The 23,289-nt window shown below is 49.4% G+C and carries 19 protein-coding genes; 7 read left to right on the top strand and 12 right to left on the bottom strand.

What is annotated here, in order from left to right; translation table 11 throughout:
- Positions 1-25: 25 nt before the first annotated feature.
- From HMPREF6485_RS08555 to HMPREF6485_RS14365, 3 genes are all read right to left on the bottom strand, one after another.
- Positions 26-2,128, bottom strand: coding sequence for a protein-disulfide reductase DsbD family protein (locus HMPREF6485_RS08555; RefSeq protein WP_169310393.1), 2,103 nt, complete (start codon positions 2,126-2,128; stop codon positions 26-28).
- Between the two features lie 12 nt (positions 2,129-2,140).
- The gene (locus tag HMPREF6485_RS08550; RefSeq protein WP_004345998.1) at positions 2,141-2,413 is read right to left on the bottom strand and encodes a hypothetical protein; all 273 of its coding nucleotides are present in this window, start codon (positions 2,411-2,413) and stop codon (positions 2,141-2,143) included.
- A 68-nt stretch (positions 2,414-2,481) separates the two neighbouring features.
- Positions 2,482-2,832 (bottom strand): hypothetical protein, encoded by a 351-nt coding sequence (locus HMPREF6485_RS14365; RefSeq protein WP_248622266.1) that lies wholly within the window; start codon positions 2,830-2,832, stop codon positions 2,482-2,484.
- A gap of 180 nt (positions 2,833-3,012) precedes the next feature.
- Here HMPREF6485_RS14365 and HMPREF6485_RS08540 point away from each other — a divergent pair, with 180 nt between their 5' ends.
- Positions 3,013-4,302 (top strand): pepsin/retropepsin-like aspartic protease family protein, encoded by a 1,290-nt coding sequence (locus HMPREF6485_RS08540; protein ID WP_004345994.1) that lies wholly within the window; start codon positions 3,013-3,015, stop codon positions 4,300-4,302.
- 19 nt (positions 4,303-4,321) lie between these two features.
- Here the strand turns inward: HMPREF6485_RS08540 and HMPREF6485_RS08535 are convergent, their stop codons facing one another.
- The 3 genes from HMPREF6485_RS08535 to HMPREF6485_RS08525 form a co-directional block, all read right to left on the bottom strand.
- Positions 4,322-6,781, bottom strand: coding sequence for an ATP-dependent helicase (locus HMPREF6485_RS08535; RefSeq protein ID WP_004345993.1), 2,460 nt, complete (start codon positions 6,779-6,781; stop codon positions 4,322-4,324).
- Between the two features lie 15 nt (positions 6,782-6,796).
- Positions 6,797-7,528, bottom strand: coding sequence for a monofunctional biosynthetic peptidoglycan transglycosylase (gene mtgA / locus HMPREF6485_RS08530; protein ID WP_004345992.1), 732 nt, complete (start codon positions 7,526-7,528; stop codon positions 6,797-6,799).
- 83 nt (positions 7,529-7,611) lie between these two features.
- Positions 7,612-8,328, bottom strand: coding sequence for an OmpA family protein (locus HMPREF6485_RS08525; protein WP_004345990.1), 717 nt, complete (start codon positions 8,326-8,328; stop codon positions 7,612-7,614).
- Between the two features lie 159 nt (positions 8,329-8,487).
- On the opposite strand from HMPREF6485_RS08525, the gene proS reads away from it, so the two are divergent.
- From proS to HMPREF6485_RS08500, 5 genes are all read left to right on the top strand, one after another.
- Positions 8,488-9,969, top strand: a complete 1,482-nt coding sequence (gene proS, locus HMPREF6485_RS08520; RefSeq protein ID WP_004345989.1) for a proline--tRNA ligase — start codon at positions 8,488-8,490, stop codon at positions 9,967-9,969.
- A 142-nt stretch (positions 9,970-10,111) separates the two neighbouring features.
- A complete protein-coding gene (gene radA / locus HMPREF6485_RS08515) occupies positions 10,112-11,554 on the top strand; it encodes a DNA repair protein RadA (protein ID WP_004345987.1) in 1,443 nt (480 codons plus the stop codon).
- Between the two features lie 69 nt (positions 11,555-11,623).
- Positions 11,624-12,277 carry a 7-cyano-7-deazaguanine synthase QueC gene (gene queC / locus HMPREF6485_RS08510; RefSeq protein ID WP_004345985.1) on the top strand — a complete coding sequence of 218 codons (654 nt, stop codon included), beginning with the start codon at positions 11,624-11,626 and terminating at the stop codon, positions 12,275-12,277.
- A 171-nt stretch (positions 12,278-12,448) separates the two neighbouring features.
- Positions 12,449-13,696, top strand: a complete 1,248-nt coding sequence (locus HMPREF6485_RS08505) for a phosphoglycerate kinase (RefSeq protein ID WP_004340896.1) — start codon at positions 12,449-12,451, stop codon at positions 13,694-13,696.
- A 10-nt stretch (positions 13,697-13,706) separates the two neighbouring features.
- The gene (locus HMPREF6485_RS08500; RefSeq protein ID WP_004345984.1) at positions 13,707-15,401 is read left to right on the top strand and encodes a putative transporter; all 1,695 of its coding nucleotides are present in this window, start codon (positions 13,707-13,709) and stop codon (positions 15,399-15,401) included.
- 470 nt (positions 15,402-15,871) lie between these two features.
- On the opposite strand, the gene HMPREF6485_RS08495 is transcribed toward HMPREF6485_RS08500, so the two are convergent.
- The 4 genes from HMPREF6485_RS08495 to HMPREF6485_RS08480 form a co-directional block, all read right to left on the bottom strand.
- Positions 15,872-16,084: a hypothetical protein gene (locus HMPREF6485_RS08495; protein ID WP_004345983.1), complete on the bottom strand. Its 213-nt coding sequence runs from the start codon at positions 16,082-16,084 to the stop codon at positions 15,872-15,874.
- 14 nt (positions 16,085-16,098) lie between these two features.
- On the bottom strand, positions 16,099-18,966 hold the full coding sequence (uvrA, locus tag HMPREF6485_RS08490) for an excinuclease ABC subunit UvrA (RefSeq protein ID WP_004345982.1): 2,868 nt from the start codon (positions 18,964-18,966) through the stop codon (positions 16,099-16,101).
- 89 nt (positions 18,967-19,055) lie between these two features.
- Positions 19,056-19,526, bottom strand: coding sequence for a 23S rRNA (pseudouridine(1915)-N(3))-methyltransferase RlmH (gene rlmH / locus HMPREF6485_RS08485; protein WP_004345981.1), 471 nt, complete (start codon positions 19,524-19,526; stop codon positions 19,056-19,058).
- A 44-nt stretch (positions 19,527-19,570) separates the two neighbouring features.
- Positions 19,571-19,894 carry a DUF4491 family protein gene (locus tag HMPREF6485_RS08480; protein ID WP_004345980.1) on the bottom strand — a complete coding sequence of 108 codons (324 nt, stop codon included), beginning with the start codon at positions 19,892-19,894 and terminating at the stop codon, positions 19,571-19,573.
- A gap of 118 nt (positions 19,895-20,012) precedes the next feature.
- Here HMPREF6485_RS08480 and HMPREF6485_RS08475 point away from each other — a divergent pair, with 118 nt between their 5' ends.
- A complete protein-coding gene (locus HMPREF6485_RS08475) occupies positions 20,013-21,761 on the top strand; it encodes a phospho-sugar mutase (RefSeq protein WP_004345977.1) in 1,749 nt (582 codons plus the stop codon).
- A gap of 131 nt (positions 21,762-21,892) precedes the next feature.
- On the opposite strand, the gene HMPREF6485_RS14530 is transcribed toward HMPREF6485_RS08475, so the two are convergent.
- Complete coding sequence (locus HMPREF6485_RS14530; RefSeq protein WP_456154110.1) at positions 21,893-22,018, bottom strand: IS1/IS1595 family N-terminal zinc-binding domain-containing protein; 126 nt, start codon at positions 22,016-22,018, stop codon at positions 21,893-21,895.
- Positions 22,019-22,268: 250 nt separating this feature from the next.
- Entirely contained in the window at positions 22,269-23,216 is a 948-nt protein-coding gene (locus HMPREF6485_RS08470) for an IS1595 family transposase (protein ID WP_004345976.1), read from the bottom strand.
- Positions 23,217-23,289 lie beyond the last annotated feature (73 nt).

Here is a 23,289-nt window from a genome sequence, read left to right as displayed (position 1 = left end):
ACTAAATTCTCCTTCAACTTAATCTTTATCGGGTTTTGAAGCTCGCCAATCCCCTATCCAAAAACTCTATATAGGCAGGCACATCCTCCTTATAGCTGTAAGCCCCCGTGAGTGGATTGCCATCGCTGTCGACAGCCACATAGAAAGGTTGCGCGTTGGCACCGAACTTATGGCTTTGCAAGTAGCTCCACTTGTCGCCCACGGTGCGCAAAGTGCGCTTGCGACCGTTGTCATCCACCTCCATGGGAGAGGCTAGCGGTGTCTTGTCGTCCACAAACAGACTAATGAGCACATAGTCTTTCGTCAGCCGGTCGGCCACCGAAGCATCAGTCCACACAGCCGCTTCCATCTTGCGGCAGTTCACACAACCGAATCCGGTAAAGTCGATGAGCACCGGTTTTCCTTGCGCCTTGGCAGCTGCCATACCCTGTTCATAGTCGGTGTAGGCTGCTTCCACAGTCTTGGTATTGAGGTTGAAGTCCTGCGTATTGATAGGTGGAGCAAAGGCACTCACCGCCTTGCAGGGCGCACCCCACAGGCCTGGCACCATGTAGAGGGCAAAAGCCAACGACAACAGTCCCCCCATGATGCTTGGTACCGGCATCGGACGGGCGATGTCGCCGCCTGTCTCGTCACTGCGGAACTTGAGCCAACCCACAAGATAGGCCCCAAGGGCAACGAAGATGATTATCCAAAGCGAGAGAAAAGTTTCACGGTCGAGGATGTGCCACCCGTATGCAAGGTCAGCCACGGAGAGGAACTTGAGCGCAAAGGCCAATTCTATGAAGCCTAACACCACCTTGATTTGATTCATCCATGCACCGCTCTTGGGTGACTTTTTCATCAGCGTAGGGAATAGAGCAAAAAGCGTGAACGGCACAGCCAAAGCCAATGCAAAGCCGGCCATCCCCACAGCGGGGCCCACCCAGTTGCCGGAGGTGACGGTTTCCACCAGCAACAGCCCGATGATAGGGGCCGTGCATGAAAAACTCACCAGCACGAGGGTAAAAGCCATGAGGAATATCGAGAACAGTCCGGTGGCCTCACCGGCCTTGGAATCGACTTTGTTGGCCCAACTGTCGGGCAGTTTTATCTCAAACCAACCAAAGAAACTCACGGCAAAAACCACGAGCAAAAGGAAGAGGAAGATGTTGAAAACAGAATTGGTGGAGAGGGCATTGAGCGTGTTGGGGCCAAAGGCGGCAGTCACAAGGATGCCCAGCCCCAGATAAATAACAATGATGGATATGCCGTAAGTCACGGCATCGCGGATTCCTTTTCGGCGGTCATCTTTGGCCCGTTTGAGAAAGAAACTCACTGTCATGGGGATGATGGGCCAGATGCAAGGCATCACGAGGGCCAACAGTCCACCCACAATGCCCATAAAGAAGATATAAAAGAGAGAGTGATTGCCAAGATTGCCATTGCCCCCCAGTTGCTGCAACTTGTCTGCCACAGGCCGCCAGAGTACATCTTTGTCTGCTGCTGACAAAGACTCTCCTGCCGACGGGGCTACTTGGGTGGACGAATCGACTTTCAAAGCGGCAAGAGAATCAGCTGCCGAAGCTGCGGTAGGAGCTCCTTTAGTCACTTCCTGCCCGGAAGCCGGAGAAGCCGGATCTGCCGGCTGCTTCGTCGCACCCTTATCTAAGCCTTCCTTGCCGGCGGTTACGGCAGGTGATTTGCCGGAACTCTTGAAATCAACAGAAGTTGGAGGCAGACAGCTTTGGTCGTTGCATGCGCCATATTCAAGATAGGCAGCAATCTTATAAGTGGGCTTGGTAAACCTCACCCGCTGCGCAAACTGCACGCTCCCTTCAAAGTAGCGCAGTTTCATTCCAAAAAGTTTATCATAGTTGGACAACTCGTTTCCACGGGCTTTGAGCTTGCCCACGAGTTCCACTCCATCCAGCCGATCGGTATGGAAAGTGGCACCGAAGGGCCCGTCGTTGCCCAAGTCGGTGGAATAGACATGCCAACCGGCATCTATCTTACCACTAAATACGATCTCAGCCTCTGCCGAACCGTTGGTTACGAGCCGTGCGGTAAACTTCACGGGAGTGAGCATTTGTGCGTTGGCCGCTATCACCGCTATCAGCAGGAGCGCCAGTGTCATCGCTTTCTTCATTGTTCTGTTCATTTAGCTTTGTGTTATGGTGTACCTCAAGCAAATCGTCCCAAAGGTCATCTCCACAGTCCGAATCTTTTTCAAGTCAGGAATCTCAATATGATAAGGGAGACGCCAACTGGCCCAAAAGTCTGCAAGAAGATATTTCTTGCCTTTCACCAGTTTGTCGTCAGACTTAGAGCTTGTCTGTCCACCGACAGTTGCCGTCACGATCGCCTGCACTTTAGCTGCGCCTGTGGCAACAACCATTGCAAAGATAACAAAGATTTTTTTTATATCATTCATTTTTCTATGTTTTGTGTAATTTTTCCATTACACGAGTTGTTGATGGCATCTTGTGGAAAAGGCTTAGTCTAAAGATGCTTCGTGGGCGAGAGCTCTGCATAGGCATTAGCAGCAAAGTAGAACGAGTAATTTTCGGGGCAGTTGTCCCCCAGCAGCGTGGGCGTAACACTAAAAGGAAAAAGCGAGACCACCACTTCTGCCATTTCCCGCCGCAACGGGATTCCATCAAGAATGGTGCGGAGCCTTTGCACGCACCGCGCTTGGCTGCCGAACGGATGGTGCAAGGCCCATGCACCGATGGTGCAAAAGCCTCGCACGGAAAAGGATGCAGGGAGACAAGAAAACTCGGATGCCGTTGTGCCAACGCATTTAAGGTTGAAAAATAACATGTAAGAACGATTTCTTACAGTTCTTTTCATCCAATCTAAAACTTTTTTACAGCTACTCCGCGCTTATTCTCGAAAAAAGATATAAATTTGCAGATAGAAGACTTTACCTTCATAAAAGCCGGGAAAAAACGCCATTCATGCTAACAAGACATGACGACAACACCCACACACCAGAATTCGTTGACCACTTTACAACTTAAAAGTATAGCTATGAAGCGCTTGGGCATATTCCTTTTAGTAATGTTGGCTTTCTCCCATGCCGGAATCATGGCACAGGGAAAAGACAGTCTTGTCCTATCGTTGATAGATGATAGCCGGTGGTTTGACTTACGAAGATTATACCGTAGCGAGTCTTCCGAATGGAATGATTATACCAGAAGATATGCCGATGCCATGATAGGAAATGCCTTTCTCCAAAAAGGTAGCTACAAAAAGATGAAGCGTCTCTTAAAAGACAAACGCACGGACGACGAGACCCAGTTGTGGCTCTCCTATCTGCTGGCCTCCAACCTGTCCAGGCGGGGCAAAAACTCTAAGGCTGCATCACTGCTGGAGAAGTGGCTGAAACAAAAGCAAGAAGTCTTCGGCAAAGAGGTGTTGGCGGGCTATGCAGCCTATTGGCAATACTACAAGACCATCGGAAGAAACAAGTCCATGCACTATGTCCGGCCATACGGAGGAGTGGAAATACCATTCCAAGTTGACACCGTGAGACAGCATGACATGCAGTCGGTTGTCATGCTGATTGAGGGTGAAATCAACGGTGAGCGAGTCCGATTTATATTTGACACGGGAGCAGCCATGAACGTGGTGTCACAAGAGTTGGCCGACCGGTTGAACCTGACAAAAACCGGTGTAAGTATGCCCGTAAGAGGAAGCAAGGACTTGGAGGAAGCTTTGGTCATAGCCCGGGAAATGAGTGTGGGGAATGTCGTGTTCGGGCACGTGCCGTTCATCGTCAGTAATCTGCCTGACATGAACTCCAACATAGGCTATTCACATAAAATCAATGCCATCGTGGGAGTGCCGATGATGCTTGCTTTAAGCCGGCTTGACATCGACTTTAAAGCACGGCGCATACGCGTTGACACAGAGGCCGGTGCGCCGTCTGAACATATAGAGCCGAACCTGTGTTTTGACAGTCAGACCGGCGGCCTGCGGATGGAATATGAACACGAGGGAAAACATTATATGTGCATGCCCGACTTCGGAGCGCCTTGGAGTATGCTCGGAAAACATTTTTTCGAAGGGAATAAAGAAAAGATAATCCGGCTCCCCACCGACACGATAAGCTATTGGGGCATCGGAGGAATACAAAATATCAGGCAACATTCCCTGCACGACTTCATCCTGACTATCGGAGGACTACGGTGCAAAATGCCCGAGGTGAGGATTGTCGAAGACCGGGACTTCACCGACTTGTTGGGCATGGATGTCTTTCAGTGGTTTAGCAAAGTGATATTCGATCTCGACAACATGCGCCTGCAAGTAATTCCTTGAGAGCGGCCTCTATCAGAAACTACTTGATGATCGTATAGCGGGCAAATTTCAAGAGCAGCTGTTTCGTGCCCGTATTCTTAAACTCAATGGTGGCCTTGGCGTTTTCACCGCTTCCTTCCACCTTAATTACTGTTCCTATACCAAAGCGTTGGTGCTCTATGACTGTGCCTTCGGCCAATGCTCCTACTTGAACAGAAGAGGAAGGGGAGGAAGGGGTTTCTGCAACCTGCCGCATAGGCTTCAGCGACTGCATACCGGACACGGAGCCGGGAGCACCACTTCCCCGCTCCACTTTCTGAGACGGTTGGTACACGGCACGGGGAGTCGGTGTGTGCCCTTGATAGGAAGATGATGCCGGGCGGGGATAGCCTAGCCTATCCTCCATCCACTCAGGCGTGTCATTCCGAGAGAAAGGCAGGTCTTGGAAAGCATCACCGTAGGAGTCCCCATTCCGCCCCGTACGGAAAGATTTTCCACCCGAATAAGAAGCTCCCATCCTTTCTTCCTCAATAAGTGACGGATCGATGTCGTATATAAAACGACTGGGAGTGTCAAACTGCATGGAGCCAAAACGCCAACGATTTTGAGCGTTGGTGAGTATGCAGTGACGCTCGGCGCGGGTGATGGCAACATAGAGCAGGCGGCGCTCCTCCTCAAGTTCGCGGGGAGAGTTGGCCGACAACGGACTGGGGAAGATGTTCTCTTCCAACCCTACGATAAACACTGTGGGAAACTCCAATCCCTTCGCGGCATGAATGGTCATCATCACCACCCGGTTGGTGTCGTCGCCCTCGTCGCTGTCCAAATCGGTGAGAAGTGACACCTCTTGCAGGAAATCGGCCAAAAAGACCTGATTCTCATTGCCTTCCTCGCGCTGACTCTCCACAAAATCCTGCATTCCTGCAAGAAACTCCTCAAGGTTTTGCTGACGGGAAAGGGACTCGGGGTCAACCCCTGAGAATATATCTTTCGAGATTCCACTCTCCTTGATAATCATTTGTCCCAACTGATAAGCGTCCAACTCGAGACTTTTAAGCATGAAAGAACTTATAAGACTGCGAAAAGCATCTATCTTGGCCAAGGTTCCCTTATTGACCGAGAGCCCGTAATGTCCGGGCGACATGATGACCGTCCAAAAGCTGACACCCTGTTCGACAGCCGTCGCAGCAATTTTTTGGATGGTGGTGTTACCGATTCCCCTTGCCGGATAATTGATGATGCGTTTGAAAGCCTCCTCGTCGTCGGGATTGATCACAAGGCGGAAATAGGCTATGATGTCTTTGATCTCCTTGCGCTGATAGAAACTCAGTCCGCCATAGATGCGGTAAGGGATGTGCTGCTTTTTCATCTCCTCTTCAAGGCTGCGGCTCTGGGAATTGGTGCGGTAAAGAATGGCGAAGTCACGATAGTCGCCTCCCTCCTTGCGCTTGATGCGCTTGATTTCATTGCACACAATGACAGCCTCTTCCTTATCGCTGTAGGCAGGTTTGTAGATGAGCTTCTCCCCCTCGTCATTCTCGCTATACACATCTTTGGGTATCTGTCGCTCGTTGTGTTTCATCAAACTGTTGGCCGCCTTCACAATATTGCGGGTGGAGCGATAGTTCTGCTCCAATTTAAAGAGCTTCGGATCGTTGTACAACTCGTTAAACTGCAAGATGTTATCAATATTGGCTCCACGGAAACCGTAAATGCTCTGATAGTCGTCACCCACCACGCACACACGCTGATGATCGCGTGTGAGTTGGAGCACAATGCACTGCTGGACATAGTTGGTGTCCTGATACTCGTCTACAAGCACATATTCAAAATGATGGGCATATTTTTCCCTTATATCAGGATGCTCAGCAAAAAGCTGGTAAGTGAGTACGAGCAAGTCGTCGAAGTCCATGGCATTGGCCTGCCGGCAACGATCGGCGTAAAGAGTGTAAATACGACTTATGGCCGGCATATTTTGTTGACGGTCGCGTGCCATTAGAGCCGAATCATTGGCATATTTTTCAGCCGTAATCAAACGGTTTTTGGCCCGGGAGATACAGTTATGCACAGTGGCAGACTTGTATTGTTTCTCATCCATCTTCTCGTTTCCGGCTGCAAGTTCCTTGACAATAGTCTTAATCAACGAGCGTGAGTCCGACTCATCATAGATGGTGAAATTGGAGTTGTAGCCTATATGTGCCGCCTCGACGCGCAGAATGCGGGAAAACACGGAGTGGAAAGTGCCCATGCGCAAGGCCAAAGCGTCCCGTTCGCCCACCAGTTTGCCGATGCGCGCTTTCATCTCAGTCGCCGCCTTGTTGGTAAATGTGAGGGCAAGAATGTTGTAGGGTCTCACGCCGCGTTGTAGTAGATAAGCAATCTTGTAGGTCAGTACACGGGTTTTCCCAGAGCCGGCACCGGCTATGACAAGCGAAGGCCCATCTATATATTCCACCGCTTCGCGCTGGGAATCATTGAGTTCGGAAAGCAAATCTACCATAGTTGTGCTTAATGATTATTTCTTGTAGGCTCCTCCTACAACGGTTTTCGGATCGACATCTTCCCCTTCTTTCGGGAAGGAGGGGATGAAGCGCATCTCATGCTCTATCTGGCGTTGACGTTTGCGCATGTATTCACCCGGGGCCGCACTGTTGAAACGACGGGGATTGGGCAGCGTGGCAGCTATGAGTGCACACTGGCTGCGTGACAGCTGGGAGGCCGTGGTGTTGAAATGATATTCTGCCACGGCATCCACACCATAGATGCCGTCCCCCATCTCAATGCTGTTGAGGTAGACTTCCATGATGCGTTGCTTGCTCCACATCATCTCTATCAGAAAAGTGAAATACACCTCAAAGCCTTTACGAATCCACGAGCGGCCGGGCCACAGGAAGACATTCTTGGCCGTCTGTTGACTGATGGTACTGGCCCCGTGTCTCTTCCCGCCTTTCATGTTGTGGATGGCAGCCTTCTCGATGGCATTGTAATCGAAGCCATGATGCTTGAGGAAGCGTTGGTCTTCACTTGCCATCACCGCTACCGGCATGTGACGGGAAATTTCCTCCATCGGCACCCAATGATGGTGCATCTTGATTGACTCACCGCCGCCCACCTGTTCCACGCAACGGATAACCATAAGGGGCGTGATGAAAACCGGAATGAAGCGAAGGCATACCACTGCCAAAATGGTAGAGACAAAAAAGCCTACCAAAATCCATCTAACGATTCTTAACAGTTTCTCCAGCATGGTTTTGATATAAAAACATAAAAAAGGCGCACACGGAGGCGCGCCTCATTGACTTAATTCATTGCATTTAATCTGTCAGAACACTATTTCAAAGTGCCGTTGTTAGCCGCATTAACCATCTCTTGACTGGCATAAAGATAGACCTCCACGCGACGGTTAACCTGACTGACAGCCGCATTTTCGATTTCATTGGCACTGCCAAAACCGGTCACATTCTTGAATGAGGAAGAGCCTACGCCCTGTTTTCTTAAATAAGAGGCAACGCTCTCTGCCCGACTTTGACTCAAAGGTATGTTGATTTTGTCCCCGCCCGTACGGTCGGTGTATCCTTGAATGTCGACAGCCAACTGAGGATCATTCTTCAATACCGTGGCGAATTTGGCCAGTTCGGTCTTGGAACTTGCACTCAACGTGCTTTTGTTCAACGGAAAGAGCAAGCCACTGTCGAAAGTCACCTTGACGGCTTTCAGACCGTTGGCATCGGTTACCTCCTCCACTTTGGCATTGCTCACCTGCTGTTCCACCTCTTTCTTCACCTTGTCCATGTGTCGGCCGATAAGATTGCCGGCGGTCCCACCGACAACAGCCCCGATGGCAGCACCCACCAAGGCACCGGTTCCATGATGGCTGTGATTGAGAATAGCTCCAAGGGCGGCACCTGCGGCAGCACCGGCACCGGCACCGATATAACTTCCATTACGTGTACTCGAACCGCTTGTCCCGGCAACGTTGTTCACCGTGCTGCAACTCATTACCAAAAGCGCACACATTGCTGCGACGGACATTTGCATCTTTTTCATAATCTCTAATTATTTGTTTCGTTTAAATACGTCGTGCAAAGATAATGCTTTTTTCATCAATATATGTTTTTTACCAACTTTTTTTAGTACTTTTGCACGCGAAACAAGACTTCCGAGTCTCTTTATTAGGAAATTGAAATATAAAAAACATAAGCAATTATGGCAAAAGAATTAAAAGATTTGACCAAACGCGCCGACAATTACAGTCAGTGGTATAACGATTTGGTAGTTAAGGCCGACTTGGCTGAGCAGTCACCGGTGCGTGGCTGTATGATTATCAAACCATACGGGTTTGCCATTTGGGAGAAAATGAAAGAGCAACTGGACAAAATGTTCAAGGAGACCGGTGCTCAAAACGCTTATTTCCCTTTACTTATCCCCAAAAGCTTTCTCTCACGTGAAGCCGAACATGTCAAGGGCTTTGCCAAGGAGTGTGCCGTGGTTACACACTATCGACTGAAATCAAGCGAAGACGGTTGCAGCGTAGAAGTTGATCCCGCAGCCCGCCTCGACGAAGAACTTGTCATCCGCCCGACATCGGAAACCATCATTTGGAACACCTATAAAAACTGGATTCACTCCTGGCGGGATCTCCCCATCATGTGCAACCAGTGGTGCAATGTGATGCGGTGGGAAATGAGAACACGCCCGTTCCTCCGCACCTCCGAATTTCTTTGGCAGGAAGGCCACACGGCCCATGCCACACGGGAAGAGGCGGAAGAAGAGGCCAAGAAGATGTTGCACGTATATGCTAAGTTTGCCGAAGAGTGGATGGCCGTTCCTGTAGTGCAAGGTGTGAAGAGCGAAACCGAACGTTTCGCCGGAGCTTTGGACACCTATACCATTGAGGCCATGATGCAAGACGGCAAAGCTCTCCAAAGCGGCACTTCACACTTCCTCGGGCAGAACTTTGCCAAGAGTTTCGATGTTACCTACTTAAATAAAGATAACAAGCCTGAATATGTCTGGGCCACTTCTTGGGGTGTTTCCACTCGTTTGATGGGTGCTTTGATTATGGTGCATTCAGACGACAATGGCCTTGTACTTCCTCCCAAGTTGGCTCCCATTCAAGTGGTGATTATCCCCATCACCAAAGGTGCCGACCAACTGCAGGCCATCAATGCTAAACTTCAACCTGTTATCGACCGGTTGCGCGACATGGGCATCAGCGTGAAGTATGACGATGCTGACAACAAGCGTCCGGGATTCAAGTTTGCCGACTACGAACTTAAAGGCGTTCCCGTGCGTCTTGTGATGGGTGGTCGCGATCTTGAAGACAACACCATAGAAATCATGCGCCGCGACACGCTTGAGAAAGAGAGCGTCAGCTTTGACGGCATTGCAGAACGCGTGGAAGGACTTTTAGAGGACATTCAGAAGAATCTTCTCGAAAAAGCCAAGAATTATCGTGATGCCCACGTCTACGAATGCGACAACTATGAAGAATTCAAGGAACGTATCAAGGACGGTGGTTTCTATCTTTGCCACTGGGACGGAACACCTGAGACAGAGGCCAAGATCAAAGAAGATACGCAGGCCACCATACGTTGCGTGCCCTTTGCCTACGAGCAAACTCCGGGTGTAGACATGGTAAGCGGCAAACCGGCCAAATGTCGCGTCATTATTGCACGCAGCTATTAAGCGTACATTGCACAAATTTTATATAAAAGCAGCACGTCCTTATGGTGTGCTGCTTTTTCTTTTTAAAAACTAAAGTCTAAAATTGTCCATCTGCCGAAGTTTTCGTATATTTGTTGGCCTTATGGCTTAAAACTTCAATATCATGGCTAAAGATAAAATCGCATACGTTTGTAACAACTGTGGACAGGAATCTCCCAAATGGGTCGGAAAATGCCCGAGTTGCGGACAATGGAACACGTTTAAGGAAATCAGAATCTCCGGAGACAACGGAGGAGAAGCTGCCCGCCATGCCGCCATGACCTTGCGGCATGGCGGAGCTGCATCAATGTTTGGCGGTAGGGGAAGCGGACGCACCATCAAGTTGCGTGACATCTCTTCACAAGCCGAGCCCCGCATTGACATGCACGACAATGAACTCAACCGCGTGCTGGGCGGTGGCATGGTTCCGGGAAGTATCATTCTGTTGGGGGGAGAGCCCGGTATCGGTAAAAGCACACTCACCCTTCAGACCATCCTGAGTATGGGCGACCGCCAGATACTCTACGTAAGCGGAGAAGAGAGCGAGCATCAAATCAAGTTGCGGGCCGAGCGCATCGCAGCCGGCATCACAACCTCTCAAGAACACACAGGGCAGGCCGCAGGTGACAATATATCCATTCTTTGCGAAACGTCATTGGAAAAGATTTTCGAGAACATCAAAGAGGTCAAGCCCGAAATTATCGTTATAGACTCCATCCAGACGATTTCCACCGATCAAGTGGACAGTTCGCCGGGCAGTATCACCCAAGTGAGGGAATGCGCCGCATCGCTCCTTCGTTTTGCCAAGACCAGTGGTGTGCCCGTGATTCTCATAGGACACATCAACAAGGAAGGCACATTGGCCGGTCCTAAAATATTGGAGCACATCGTGGACACCGTCATTCAGTTTGAAGGCGACCAGCATTATATGTACCGCATCTTGCGAAGTATCAAAAACCGCTTCGGAAGCACCTCTGAATTGGGAATCTACGAGATGCAACAAAGCGGTTTGCGCCCCGTAGCCAACCCTTCGGAACTGCTCCTGACAGAAAACAGGGAGGGTCTTTCCGGAATAGCCATCAGCAGTGCCATAGAGGGTGTTCGCCCTTTCCTTGTCGAGACGCAAGCCCTTGTCTCAAGTGCTGCATACGGCACGCCCCAACGTTCGGCCACGGGTTTTGACCAACGCCGTCTCAACATGCTTTTGGCCGTGTTGGAGAAGCGTGTGGGATTCAAGCTCATGCAAAAGGACGTATTCCTCAACATTGCCGGCGGTTTGCGAGTCACCGACTTGGCTATGGACCTTAGCGTCATAGCAGCCGTACTCTCAAGCAATGTGGACACAGCCATTGAGAATGGCTGGTGCATGGCCGGTGAAGTAGGGCTTAGCGGCGAAGTGAGGCCGGTGAGCAGGATAGAGCAGCGCATTGCCGAAGCTGAGAAACTCGGGTTTCGGCACATTATTATCCCCAAGAACAACCACAATGGTTTCGACCACAGAAAGTTTCAGATAGAAATTCATCCCGTGAGGAAAGTGGAAGAAGCCTTGCGCGTATTGTTCGGATAGGCAAGACACCCCCCACTCCATTTTCCAACATATCAGTAACACCAATCACCATATTATATTCAATAGGATATGAAAGATTCAGCAATCATTGTCAGTGGAGGCATGGACTCCATCACGCTGCTTTATGACAAAAAAGACGAGATAGCCCTCGGTATCTCTTTCGACTACGGCAGTAATCATAATGCCCGGGAAATACCCTTTGCCCAAATGCACTGCGAGCGTCTCGGCATCAAACACATCGTCATCAATCTCGATTTCATGCACCGCTATTTTAAAAGCAGTCTGTTGGATGGGGCTGATGCCATCCCCGAGGGGCACTATGAAGCCGACAACATGAAATCGACCGTGGTGCCCTTCCGCAATGGCATTATGCTCTCCATTGCCATAGGCATTGCAGAAAGCCACAACCTGAAAAAGGTGCTGATAGCCAACCACGGTGGTGACCATACCATCTATCCTGACTGTCGCCCCGAATTTATCCACGCCATAGACAAGGCCGCACGCTACGGGACATTCATCAACGTAGGTGTCTCAGCTCCTTATACGGACATCACGAAAGGCCAAATAGCAAGCATCGGCAAACGACTTGGCATCGACTATCGCGAGACATGGAGCTGTTATAAAGGCGGAGTTGTGCATTGTGGGAAGTGTGGTACCTGCATAGAGCGGAAAGAGGCACTGGCCGAGGCAGGCATCGAAGACCCGACGGTGTATGAAGGATAAAAGTCGGAGCCACTCGACGGTTTTGGCAACTCGACTTTACATTCGCCGATTGTAACGCACAAAAATACAAAAAACTTCTACAAAGGCGTTGAGATGTAAATAAAAAACAGTAAATTTGCAAGTGTTATAAAGCCTAAGTATTATAAATCGATAAAATAATTTAAGGTAAAAATGAAAATCGAAGACTTCAACTTTGCCGGTCACAAGGCAATTGTGCGTGTGGACTTCAATGTCCCCTTGGATGAGAACGGTCATGTAACCGATGACACCCGCATTCGCGGTGCTCTCCCTACACTGAAAAAAGTGCTTAACGATGGTGGCGCACTGATCATGATGAGCCACATGGGTAAACCCAAAGGCAAAGTTAAGCCCGAACTTTCACTCTCTCAAATCGTGAAAAATGTCAGCGATGCTTTGGGCGTAGACGTAAAGTTTGCCAAAGACTGCGCCAATGCCGATGCAGAGGCTGCAGCTCTGAAGGGTGGCGAAGCTCTATTGCTTGAGAACCTCCGCTTCTATCCCGAGGAGGAAGGCAAGCCTGTAGGCGTGGAGAAAGGTACACCCGAATATGATGCAGCTAAGGCTGAAATGAAAGAACGCCAGAAAGCGTTTGCCAAGAAGCTCGCCTCCTACGCAGACGTTTACGTGATGGATGCCTTCGGAACTGCTCACCGCAAGCATGCTTCCACTGCCGTGATAGCCGACAGTTTTGATAAAGAACACAAGATGCTCGGCTTCCTCATGGAGAAGGAAGTGAAGGCCGTGGATGCCGTTTTGGGCAACATCCAACGTCCCTTCACAGCCATCATGGGAGGCTCTAAAGTATCCACCAAGATTGGCATCATTGAGAATCTGCTGACTAAGGTGGACAATCTGATCCTCTGTGGCGGTATGACCTACACTTTCGCCAAAGCTCAGGGTGGTAAAATCGGTAAGTCAATCTGCGAGAATGATAAGCTCGATGTGGCTCTCGACGTGATGAAGAAGGCTAAAGCCAACGGGGTAAACCTTGTCCTCGGAACCGACTCCATCATCGCCGATGACTTCAAGAACGATGCCAACCAGAAAGTTGCACCCTCCAACGACATTCCCGATGGTTGGGAGGGCATGGATGCCGGCCCCGAAACCCGCAAGGCTTTTGCTGCCGCTATCAAGGGTGCCAAGACCATTCTTTGGAACGGACCTGCCGGTGTCTTTGAGTTCGACAACTTCACCGGTGGTTCCAGAGCCATTGCCGAAGCTGTGGCCGAAGCAACCAAGGAAGGTGCCTTCTCCCTCATCGGTGGCGGCGACTCCGTGGCATGTATCAACAAGTTCGGTCTTGCCGACCAAGTTTCTTACATCTCTACCGGTGGCGGTGCCCTGCTTGAGGCCATTGAGGGCAAGGTGCTTCCCGGTGTAGCAGCTATCGAAAAGTAATTGAGACAGAATGGATTGGTTAATAAATCTATTCAGACAACAGGATGGAGTAGCGCACATAGCACTACTCTATTCTATTGTTATAGCGGTCGGTGTCTATCTGGGTAAGATTAAAATAGGCGGCATCTCCTTGGGTGTGACTTTCGTTCTGTTTGCCGGCATTGTTGCCGGACACATCGGTTTCACCGGTCCGCTGCCGGTGCTGAACTTCCTTCAGGACTTCGGCCTCATTCTGTTTGTCTTCATGATCGGTTTGCAGGTGGGTCCGGGCTTCTTCGAGAGCTTCGGAAAAGACGGCATCAAACTCAATATGCTGAGCACCGTCACGGTGATGCTCAACATCCTTGTGATGTTTGCCTGCTACTACATCTTCTTCGATACCGGCAATCCCGTAAACCTACCCATGATGGTGGGTACGCTCTATGGAGCCGTGACCAACACCCCCGGACTTGGAGCTGCGAGCGAAGCCCTGCATTCCGTATTTCCCGACGGGCAGGCTCCCTCTATAGCTTCGGGCTATGCGTGTGCCTATCCGTTAGGCGTTTTGGGTATTATCGGAGCCACCCTCGCTATAAAGTTCATTTGTAAAGTTAAGTTTGAAGAAGAGAACGAACTGTTGAAAGACGCGGAAGCTGATAATCCTCATGCCAAGCCCCACCCGATGCACCTGCGAGTGGACAACTCCTACATTGCCGGACGCACGTTGCAAGAGATTTCCCAGTTTCTCAACAGGGACATTGTTTGCACGCGCATCATGCACGAGGGGCATCTCAGTACTCCCAATCGCGACACCAAGTTTGAACTCAACGACGAAGTGCTAATCGTTTGCGCTGAGTCTGATGCCGAAGCTATTCAAGCATTTATCGGCCCCGTCATCAATGTAGACTGGGACGAGGAGCATCAGCCCCAACCCATGATCAGCCGTCGTATTGTGGTGACCAACTCATCAATGAACGGAAAATCGCTCGGCAAGATGCACTTCTCCAGTCTCTACGGTGTGAATGTCACACGCATCACCCGCCAAGGCATGGATCTTTTTGCCAGCCGTAATCACCACTTCCATGTGGGCGATCGTGTTATGGTGGTAGGTCCTGAAGAGAATGTGAATCGCGTAGCTGAAATGATGGGCAACTCGGAAAAGCGTCTCAATGCGCCCAACATTGCCACCATCTTTGTAGGTATCATTGTAGGCATCATCTTCGGAAGTCTGCCCATAGCACTGCCCGGTATGCCGGTGCCTTTAAAACTGGGTCTGGCCGGTGGCCCGCTGATCATAGCCATCATCATTGGTCGTTTCGGCTATCGCATGGGGCTTGTCACCTATACGACCACCTCGGCCAACATGATGCTGCGGGAGTTCGGCCTTGTCCTTTTCCTTGCATCGGTCGGCATCAAGGCCGGTGATGCATTCTGGCATACGGTTGTCCAAGGTGACGGATTGAAATACGTGTACACGGGTTTCCTCATTACGATTATCCCAATTCTCCTTGTAGGCACATTTGCAAGATTGAAGTATAAGTTCAACTACTTTACGATTATGGGAATGATCTCAGGAAGTTACACCGATCCGCCTGCATTAGCTTACGCCAACAGTGTTTGTAATGGCGAAGCTCCAGCAATAGGCTACTCCACTGTGTATCCGTTAAGCATGTTCCTCAGAATCTTTACGGCACAGCTCATCGTATTATTCTTCTGCGGAGCGTAAAAGAAAATGTTTTCCGGCATATAGGATAAGGGAAGACCGCTACAAGGTCTTCCCTTATTTTATACCTTCTACCCTCTTCATCCGTTTTCACAAGCATATAGTGCAAATTATAGCAAAAACGAGAAAAGGCTTTACATCCTGTTTTCATCCAAAAATATAGCGGCCACCCTAAAGTTCATTTAAGAGTTCGGAACGCAGTCAAAAAAAGGTGGTTCGGGCTGAACGATCATGCAAAAGGGCCATACTTGGAAGCTCGTTTGGGCCGAGTGAGAGGCTCGGAGTGGCTCTTTTAGAAAGTCATCCTTGCATGAAAAGGCCCCCTTTAGCAGGTTGGGAGCAGGAGGGAGCGTTGGAGACTTAAAAAAGGGAAACGTCTACACGCTTCCCTTGCCATTGCAAAGATACGACTCAAAAGTCGGGAATGCAAATCTGTTAAGAAATTCCAAGACAATGCAGAGCCCCCATACGCATCATGAAGACTTGGATAGTCTCCCCTTCGCTCCCTTTGTTTGTGCATCCTTTTCTGCCTTGCACCGTTTGCGTTTGAGCCGGTCATGGATGGCACAGCCCGCACATCCATAACACTTGTCATTCGCATGGCAAATCGTCTCTCTGATGAGATAAGCCACATAGAAAAGAGCTGCAAGCAGGATGAGTCCGACTATGATATATTGTAGCACCATCGTGAATGGTTGGTTTATAGTTTTGCTTTCAAAAAATGGCCCGTAATGCTCTCTCTACAGTGGGCAACTTCCTCCGGTGTGCCGGCAATAACGAGGTTTCCCCCTTTGTCGCCGCCGTCCGGCCCCAAATCAATGATATGGTCGGCGCACTTGATGACATCCATATTATGTTCAATGACAATTACAGAGTGGCCTCGCTCTATGAGGGCATTCAGGGCAGCCATAAGGCGCTTGATGTCATGGAAATGCAGTCCCGTGGTCGGTTCGTCAAAGATGAACAAGGTGGGTTCCTGTCGCTCCTGACCGATGAAATAGGCCAGTTTGACGCGCTGGTTTTCACCACCGGAGAGCGTGCTTGAGTTCTGACCAAGTTTGATGTAACCGAGACCGACATCTTCAAGAGGCTTCAGGCGCGAAACGATGGTCTTCTCGCTGTACCGACCAAAAAACTCTATCGCTTCGGATATGGTCATATTGAGCACATCGTTGATGTTCTTTTCATGAAACCGGACATCCAGTATGTCACGCTTGAACCGTTGTCCGTGGCACGAATCGCACTCAAGAACAAGGTCGGCCATGAATTGCATCTCAACAGTAATGACACCGGCCCCCTTGCACTCTTCGCATCTTCCCCCTTCGGCATTGAACGAGAAATACTGTGAAGTAAAGCCCAACTGCTTGGACAACGGCTGTTCGGCAAAAAGATTGCGGATGGCATCGTAGGCCTTTACGTATGTGGCCGGGTTGGAACGCGTGCTTTTGCCAATAGGATTCTGGTCGACAAACTCCACATGTTTGATCTGCTGCCAGTCTCCGCCAAGGGCTGTATATTCGCCCGGCGCATCGCACACCTCGTCCAAATGGCGTTTGAGTGCAGGAAAGAGAATGCCTTTGACCAAAGATGACTTTCCCGAACCGCTGACACCCGTAATCACATTGAGCACATTGAGTGGAAATTCGACCGTGATGCCTTTCAGATTATTCATCCGGCAACCTTCGAGTTTGATGGCGTAGTTCCATCTTCGTCGGCTGGCCGGAAGTTCAAGGACATCTTCTCCGGTCAGAAATTTCACCGTGTGGCTCAACGGATAGTCAAGGGAGGCCTGACGGCTGACAGCAGCTTGCGCACTGTCTTCCCCGGTCAACAGCTTCAAAGGCCCCTCAAACACAATCTCGCCCCCAAGACGGCCCGCATCAGGGCCAATGTCGATGATGTAGTCAGCCGCACGCATGATTTCTTCATCGTGCTCAACGATGATGACCGTATTGCCCAAATCTCTCAACTCCTTCAACACGTGAATGAGCCGGTCAGTGTCGCGGCTGTGCAGGCCTATGCTCGGTTCGTCAAGGATATAGAGGCTGCCCACAAGCGAACTGCCCAACGACGTGGTGAGGTTGATGCGCTGGCTTTCGCCCCCCGAAAGAGAGTTAGAACGCCTGTTAAGTGTAAGGTAGCCTAAACCGACATCCAGTAAAAATTGCAAGCGGTTGTTGATCTCCGTAAGCAGGCGCTTGCCCACTTCAGTCTCATGGTCGGAAAGCCGGAGTTTGTCAAACCATTCTTTCAGATTGGTGACCGGCATTTCCACCAAGTCACTGATGCTCCTGCCACCGATTTTCACATAGCCGGCTTCCTTCTTCAGCCGTGTGCCGTGGCAATCGGGACACACCGTCTTGCCACGGTATCTGCTCATCATGACCCGGTATTGGATCTTGTATTGATTCTCCTTCACCATCTGGAAGAAAGAGTCAATGGACACCTGCTCGTGAATGTCGTTTCCGCGCTCGGAAGGCAGACCATGCCAAAGCATGTCTTTCTGCCGGCGGGTCAGTTCAAAGTAGGGTTTGAAGATGGGAAAATCATCTTTGGCAGCCCTCCGGCAAAACTCAGTCTGCCACATTTTCATCTTGTCGCCATGCCAACACTGCACGCATCCGTCATAGACACTGAGCGACGTGTTGGGTATGACGAGTTTTTCGTCAATACCAATGATCGATCCGAAGCCTTCGCAAGTGGGGCAAGCACCCAACGGAGAGTTGAAAGAAAACATATTGTCGTTGGGCTCCTCAAACTTGATGCCGTCGGCCTCGAAGCGGGTGGAGAAATCAAAAGTCTGGTTGCTTGGCAGTATGAGCAGACGACAAGCACCGTCACCCTCGTAGAAAGCGGTTTCGGCCGAATCTGTCAGACGGGATATCTGGTCTTTTTCCTCGCTGACACTCATGCGGTCGATGACCAGAAATATATCTTTACCTTCCTCTTTTTCTGTTAGGCACTGCCCCTCTGCATCGGAAGTGGAAGAAGCAAGAAAATCATCTATACGTACTATCTCCCCATTCTTATATATTCGGGAATAGCCTTCCTGAATGTACATTTCGAGTTGTCGGGATAGTGTACGCCCTTCCACGATGTGCAAAGGAGCAAGGACACAAAACTTAGTGCCGACTCCAAACTGCCGGAGACACGCCAAAACATCTTCTGTCGTGTGTCTCTTGACTTCCTCACCACTGACCGGAGAGATGGTCTTTCCTATCCTTGCAAAGAGCAGTCGCAGATATTCGTAAATCTCTGTAGACGTGCCGACAGTAGACCGGGGATTACGTGAAATCACCTTTTGCTCGATGGCTATGGCCGGTGGCAAACCTTTGATGAAATCACATTCGGGCTTGCCCATGCGGCCCAAAAACTGGCGGGCGTATGAAGACAAGCTCTCTACATATCTTCGCTGCCCCTCGGCATACAACGTGTCGAAAGCCAACGAAGATTTGCCGGAACCGCTGACACCGGTCACGACAATCAACTTGTTGCGGGGTATCTTCAACGAAATGTTCTTGAGGTTGTTTACCCTTGCCCCTTTTACCTCTATATATTGATTGGCCATAGCAATGATTCTTTTTACCTAAATGACAAACGTACTGTCTCTGAAAACTCTTCTCCTCCTACCTGCGGGCACACCGATGGCATAACAGCCTATTCATGGTGATAAGGCTCACCCTTAATAATCGTACAGGCACGATATATCTGTTCCGTGAATATGAGCCTGATCATCTGGTGGGAAAAAGTCATACGCGACAACGAAACCTTCTCGTCGGCCCGATCGTATACGGCAGAGGAAAAGCCGTAGGGCCCACCGACAACAAAAACAAGCCGCCGGGCAACGTTGCGCTTTTTCCCAAGCCATGTCGCAAACTCAAGCGAACGAAACTCTATCCCGTGCTCATCGAGAAGTACCACCGTATCAGAAGGCTGCAAAAACTTCAATATCATTTCCCCTTCCCGCTCCTTCTGCTGACTCTCAGAAAGATTTTTGGTGTTCTTAAGTTCCGGAAGGGTCGTTATGTTAAAGGGCATGTAGTGACCTATACGCTCGGTATAGTCGGCAATACCGGCTACAAAATGTCTATTGACAGTCTTACCCACCAACAACAATTCGGTCTTCATGAAATCTACATTAATAATTGAAGATTGAAAAGTCCAACTATATTTTAGTTGTCTTCCGGCGGAAGACGGTCATATTCGCCTTTCCGCTTGGGATTCATCGGAAACCAGCCTTTCTCAACCCGCTTCTTTTGGGCAAAAATTTCACCTATAGCCCAAAGCGACGAAGCACCGATGACACCAAGGAAAGAAGAGGTGATGACATTGGGCACGCAAAAGGCTCCCGCAATAAGAAAAATGCCTACCAAAAGAAATAGCCACCAATAGCGGGTACCCGTATAGTACTCCACCTTGATGACTACGGGATGGAAGATTCCTATGATGAGGAACGTTCCGACGGCTATGATAACGCCAGTATAGTTCAGTTGCATGTGCGATTACTTGTTATAAGACCACAAAATTACAAAAAAAACTCCATTCTCACTTGTTTTATCATTTAAAATGATTATCTTTGCGATATAATTTACATTTTTAACACTTAACAAACTTATGGCAAACAACACAGAATTAATTGCTCAATGCGAAGCAAAAGCAAAGACATGGCTTTCTCCTGCGTTCGATGAAAACACACGCAAGGAAGTGGAAGCAAAAATCAAGGCTGACGACAAGACGGAACTCATTGAGAGTTTTTATAAGGATCTCGAATTTGGTACAGGCGGACTGCGCGGCATCATGGGAGCCGGCAGCAATCGCATGAATATCTACACCGTAGGTATGGCAACACAAGGCTTTGCCAACTACCTGAAAAAGAATTTTGCCGGGAAAGACGACATTGCTGTGGTTGTGTGCCACGACTGCCGCAACAACAGTCGGAAATTTGCCGAGACAGTAGCTGATATTTTCTCAGCCAACGACATCAGAGTGTACCTCTTTGACGATATGCGCCCCACGCCCGAATGCTCTTTTGCCATTCGCCATTTCCACTGTCAGGGAGGCGTGAACATCACAGCCAGTCACAACCCCAAGGAATACAATGGCTATAAGGCCTATTGGGAGGATGGCTCGCAGGTGCTGTCTCCCCATGACAAGGGCATCATTGATGAAGTGAACAAAGTGAAGGTAGAAGATGTCAAGTTTAAAGGCAATAAAGCCCTTATACAGACTATCGGTGAGGAAGTCGACCAGCTCTACATTGAGAAGATCAAAACCTTGAGTATCGATCCCGAAGTCATCAAGCGGCAACATGATTTGAAGATTGTCTACACACCGCTCCACGGTACAGGTATGACCATGATTCCCCGGTCGCTGAAATATTGGGGCTTTGACAACGTGCATTGCGTCAAGGAACAAATGGTGAGAAGCGGCGATTTCCCCACCGTTGTCAGTCCGAATCCTGAAAATGGCGAGGCGTTGACCTTAGCTATACGCGACGCAAAGGCATTGGATGCAGACATTGTAATGGCGTCTGATCCCGATGCAGACCGCGTGGGTATGGCCTGTAAAAACGACAAGGGCGAATGGGTGCTCATCAACGGTAACCAGACTTGCTTGCTCTTTCTTTATTATATCATCACCAACCGCAAGGCTAAGGGATTGCTCAAGCCGACTGATTTCATCGTCAAGACCATTGTCACAACAGAGGTTATCAAGAAGATTGCCGACAAAGCCGGCATCGAGATGCGCGATTGCTACACCGGATTCAAGTGGATTGCACGAGAAATCCGCATTTCCGAAGGTAAGCAAAAGTATATCGGTGGCGGTGAAGAGAGTTATGGCTTCCTTGCACAGGACTTCGTGCGCGACAAGGATGCCGTGAGTGCCATGAGTCTGTTGGCTGAAATTTGCGCTTATGCCAAGGATCAGGGCAAGACCTTGTACGAACTGTTGTTGGGCATTTATCTTGAATACGGTTTCTCTAAAGAGGTGACGATCAATGTAGTGCGCCCCGGTAAAACCGGTGCTGACGAAATCAAACAGATGATGGAAAACTTCCGTCACAATCCTCCAACAGAACTTGCTGGCTCGAAAATCACCGTATGGAAAGACTTCCAGACACTTGAGGCCCGCCACGCTGACGGCTCTGTTACCAAACTCGACATGCCCGACACGAGCAATGTGCTTCAGTGGTTCTGTGAAGATGGTACCAAGGTGAGTGTTCGTCCTTCCGGCACCGAACCTAAGATCAAATTCTATATTGAGGTTAAGGGCCAAATGAAATGCGAAGGCTGCTACGAACGGTGCGACAAGGAAGGCACCGAAAAGGCTGAGGCCATCAAGAAGCAGTTGGGACTTGTGTAAAGCTCTTTGGGTAGGACTCAAATGCCCTCAAAACCGGCTTGAGTCCCCTCCCTTTCTTAAAAACAAAAATAGAAGAGCGGGCTTATATGACAAAAAGAGACCTAAAATGGGTCTCTTTTTGTCATATAAGCCTAATTTTCCTTTTTCAAGCGACGGCGTCCTATAAAATAACGTTTACAGTCTTTACAAAACCAACGCTGATAACCATTCTCCTTACCCTTTTTAATGGTGCGATGAGAGCCGCAATGAAAGCAGATTTTTTGTCATCGAAAAGTTTTTGCCCAAAACTATAGTAAATAAAGGGATTACAAGAGATTTTAGGTCTCTTTTTGTCACTTATGCCGAAGAGCGTAATTTAAAAGCGTACCTGTCAAATAAGTGGGTATCCTTTCACAGGATATCCACTTTTTCTTTGCCAATGTGCAAGTTCAGGAATATCTTCAATTATTGCTGTCCGGTAAACCTTTTCCACATATAAAAGTTAATGAATATCCCCAATCATCCAAATCAGTAAATTCGATGTTTGAAACTCGTTCTATTAGTACATGCGCAGAGTTCAAGCTTTTCAAAAAGGTAGAAGCTGAAATATCTCCGGTTGAACTTATAGCAGAACTCATTGAGATAGAGCTGCAGGAAGTCTGCTTTGACATCGTGATATGTGTCAAGAATACTGCGTTTGGCATTGCTGATGGATATGTGTACCCACGGGAGCACCCTGCCGACCATGGCCTTGTCCTTCATGACATAAGTTTCATGTCCGGCAACCACACCATTCCTGACGAGTGTTGAATAAGAATCGGCGGCATCGGTCGTTGCCTCCGCCTTCGCATCCACCGACCTCTTTACCCTGTCTTCCTCCGTTGCAGCTTTCAAGTCAGGTATGACCATCATCTTGATGTGACCGACCTTTTTACACGTACTGTATTTCTTGGCTGGCATATCTGTGGGGACAGAACTCTCCGCCATGACAAGGACTGCCTTTTTCCGTTGGCTTCCGTGCCCGCGTTTGAAAGGGTCGCACTTCCCGCTGTCAGGCGTTTCCGTGGTGAAGAAACCCTCGTCGAGTTCCACTTGGTCAAACAGCCGATAGAGACTGTCCTGCTTTCCCATCACGTCACGCAGCTTATGCATCATTTCCCAGACCGGCTGATACCGCTTCCTTCCAAGCCGGCGCTGTACCTCCAAAGCGGAAATGGCCCGCTTGGTGCCTGCAATCAGAAACATTGCCACGAACCAGTCGAAAACCGGAAGTTTGCCCTGCATCACGGTAGCTGAACGAAGAGTCGTCTCATGATCGCAATCCGTACATGTCCAAGACCTGTGACTTGGATTCCAACTGAGGTGCAGACCGCCACATTCCGGGCAATAAAGGGTGTTGCATTCGCGATATTCCCTGAGAGCACGCTCACAGGCTTCCTCGTCCGGATAAGTCTTGTAGAAATCAGTCAGATTCATAGTAACTCCTTTCTGTTAGTCAATAATACAGCTACAAAGTCTGCGCCAAGTACAATAATGGCAGTGCAAACTC

The organism is Segatella buccae ATCC 33574, from assembly GCF_000184945.1.
Taxonomy (GTDB): Bacteria; Bacteroidota; Bacteroidia; order Bacteroidales; family Bacteroidaceae; genus Prevotella; species Prevotella buccae.
Note: the sequence above shows the minus strand (reverse complement) of the source record. Positions and strands in the feature narration are given on the sequence as shown.

What these genes read in the sequence shown, in the direction of transcription:
- queC (WP_004345985.1), top strand. Translation starts at nt 11,624, where the DNA reads ATGAAAGATTCAGCAATCATTGTCAGTGGAGGCATGGACTCCATCACG.
- radA (WP_004345987.1), top strand. Translation starts at nt 10,112, where the DNA reads ATGGCTAAAGATAAAATCGCATACGTTTGTAACAACTGTGGACAGGAA.
- HMPREF6485_RS08505 (WP_004340896.1), top strand. Translation starts at nt 12,449, where the DNA reads ATGAAAATCGAAGACTTCAACTTTGCCGGTCACAAGGCAATTGTGCGT.
- HMPREF6485_RS08475 (WP_004345977.1), top strand. Translation starts at nt 20,013, where the DNA reads ATGGCAAACAACACAGAATTAATTGCTCAATGCGAAGCAAAAGCAAAG.
- rlmH (WP_004345981.1), bottom strand. Translation starts at nt 19,526, where the DNA reads ATGAAGACCGAATTGTTGTTGGTGGGTAAGACTGTCAATAGACATTTT.
- HMPREF6485_RS08495 (WP_004345983.1), bottom strand. Translation starts at nt 16,084, where the DNA reads ATGGTGCTACAATATATCATAGTCGGACTCATCCTGCTTGCAGCTCTT.
- HMPREF6485_RS08555 (WP_169310393.1), bottom strand. Translation starts at nt 2,128, where the DNA reads ATGAAGAAAGCGATGACACTGGCGCTCCTGCTGATAGCGGTGATAGCG.
- uvrA (WP_004345982.1), bottom strand. Translation starts at nt 18,966, where the DNA reads ATGGCCAATCAATATATAGAGGTAAAAGGGGCAAGGGTAAACAACCTC.
- HMPREF6485_RS14365 (WP_248622266.1), bottom strand. Translation starts at nt 2,832, where the DNA reads ATGAAAAGAACTGTAAGAAATCGTTCTTACATGTTATTTTTCAACCTT.
- HMPREF6485_RS08550 (WP_004345998.1), bottom strand. Translation starts at nt 2,413, where the DNA reads ATGAATGATATAAAAAAAATCTTTGTTATCTTTGCAATGGTTGTTGCC.
- HMPREF6485_RS08470 (WP_004345976.1), bottom strand. Translation starts at nt 23,216, where the DNA reads ATGAATCTGACTGATTTCTACAAGACTTATCCGGACGAGGAAGCCTGT.
- HMPREF6485_RS08480 (WP_004345980.1), bottom strand. Translation starts at nt 19,894, where the DNA reads ATGCAACTGAACTATACTGGCGTTATCATAGCCGTCGGAACGTTCCTC.
- proS (WP_004345989.1), top strand. Translation starts at nt 8,488, where the DNA reads ATGGCAAAAGAATTAAAAGATTTGACCAAACGCGCCGACAATTACAGT.
- HMPREF6485_RS08540 (WP_004345994.1), top strand. Translation starts at nt 3,013, where the DNA reads ATGAAGCGCTTGGGCATATTCCTTTTAGTAATGTTGGCTTTCTCCCAT.
- HMPREF6485_RS08500 (WP_004345984.1), top strand. Translation starts at nt 13,707, where the DNA reads ATGGATTGGTTAATAAATCTATTCAGACAACAGGATGGAGTAGCGCAC.
- HMPREF6485_RS08535 (WP_004345993.1), bottom strand. Translation starts at nt 6,781, where the DNA reads ATGGTAGATTTGCTTTCCGAACTCAATGATTCCCAGCGCGAAGCGGTG.
- HMPREF6485_RS08525 (WP_004345990.1), bottom strand. Translation starts at nt 8,328, where the DNA reads ATGAAAAAGATGCAAATGTCCGTCGCAGCAATGTGTGCGCTTTTGGTA.
- mtgA (WP_004345992.1), bottom strand. Translation starts at nt 7,528, where the DNA reads ATGCTGGAGAAACTGTTAAGAATCGTTAGATGGATTTTGGTAGGCTTT.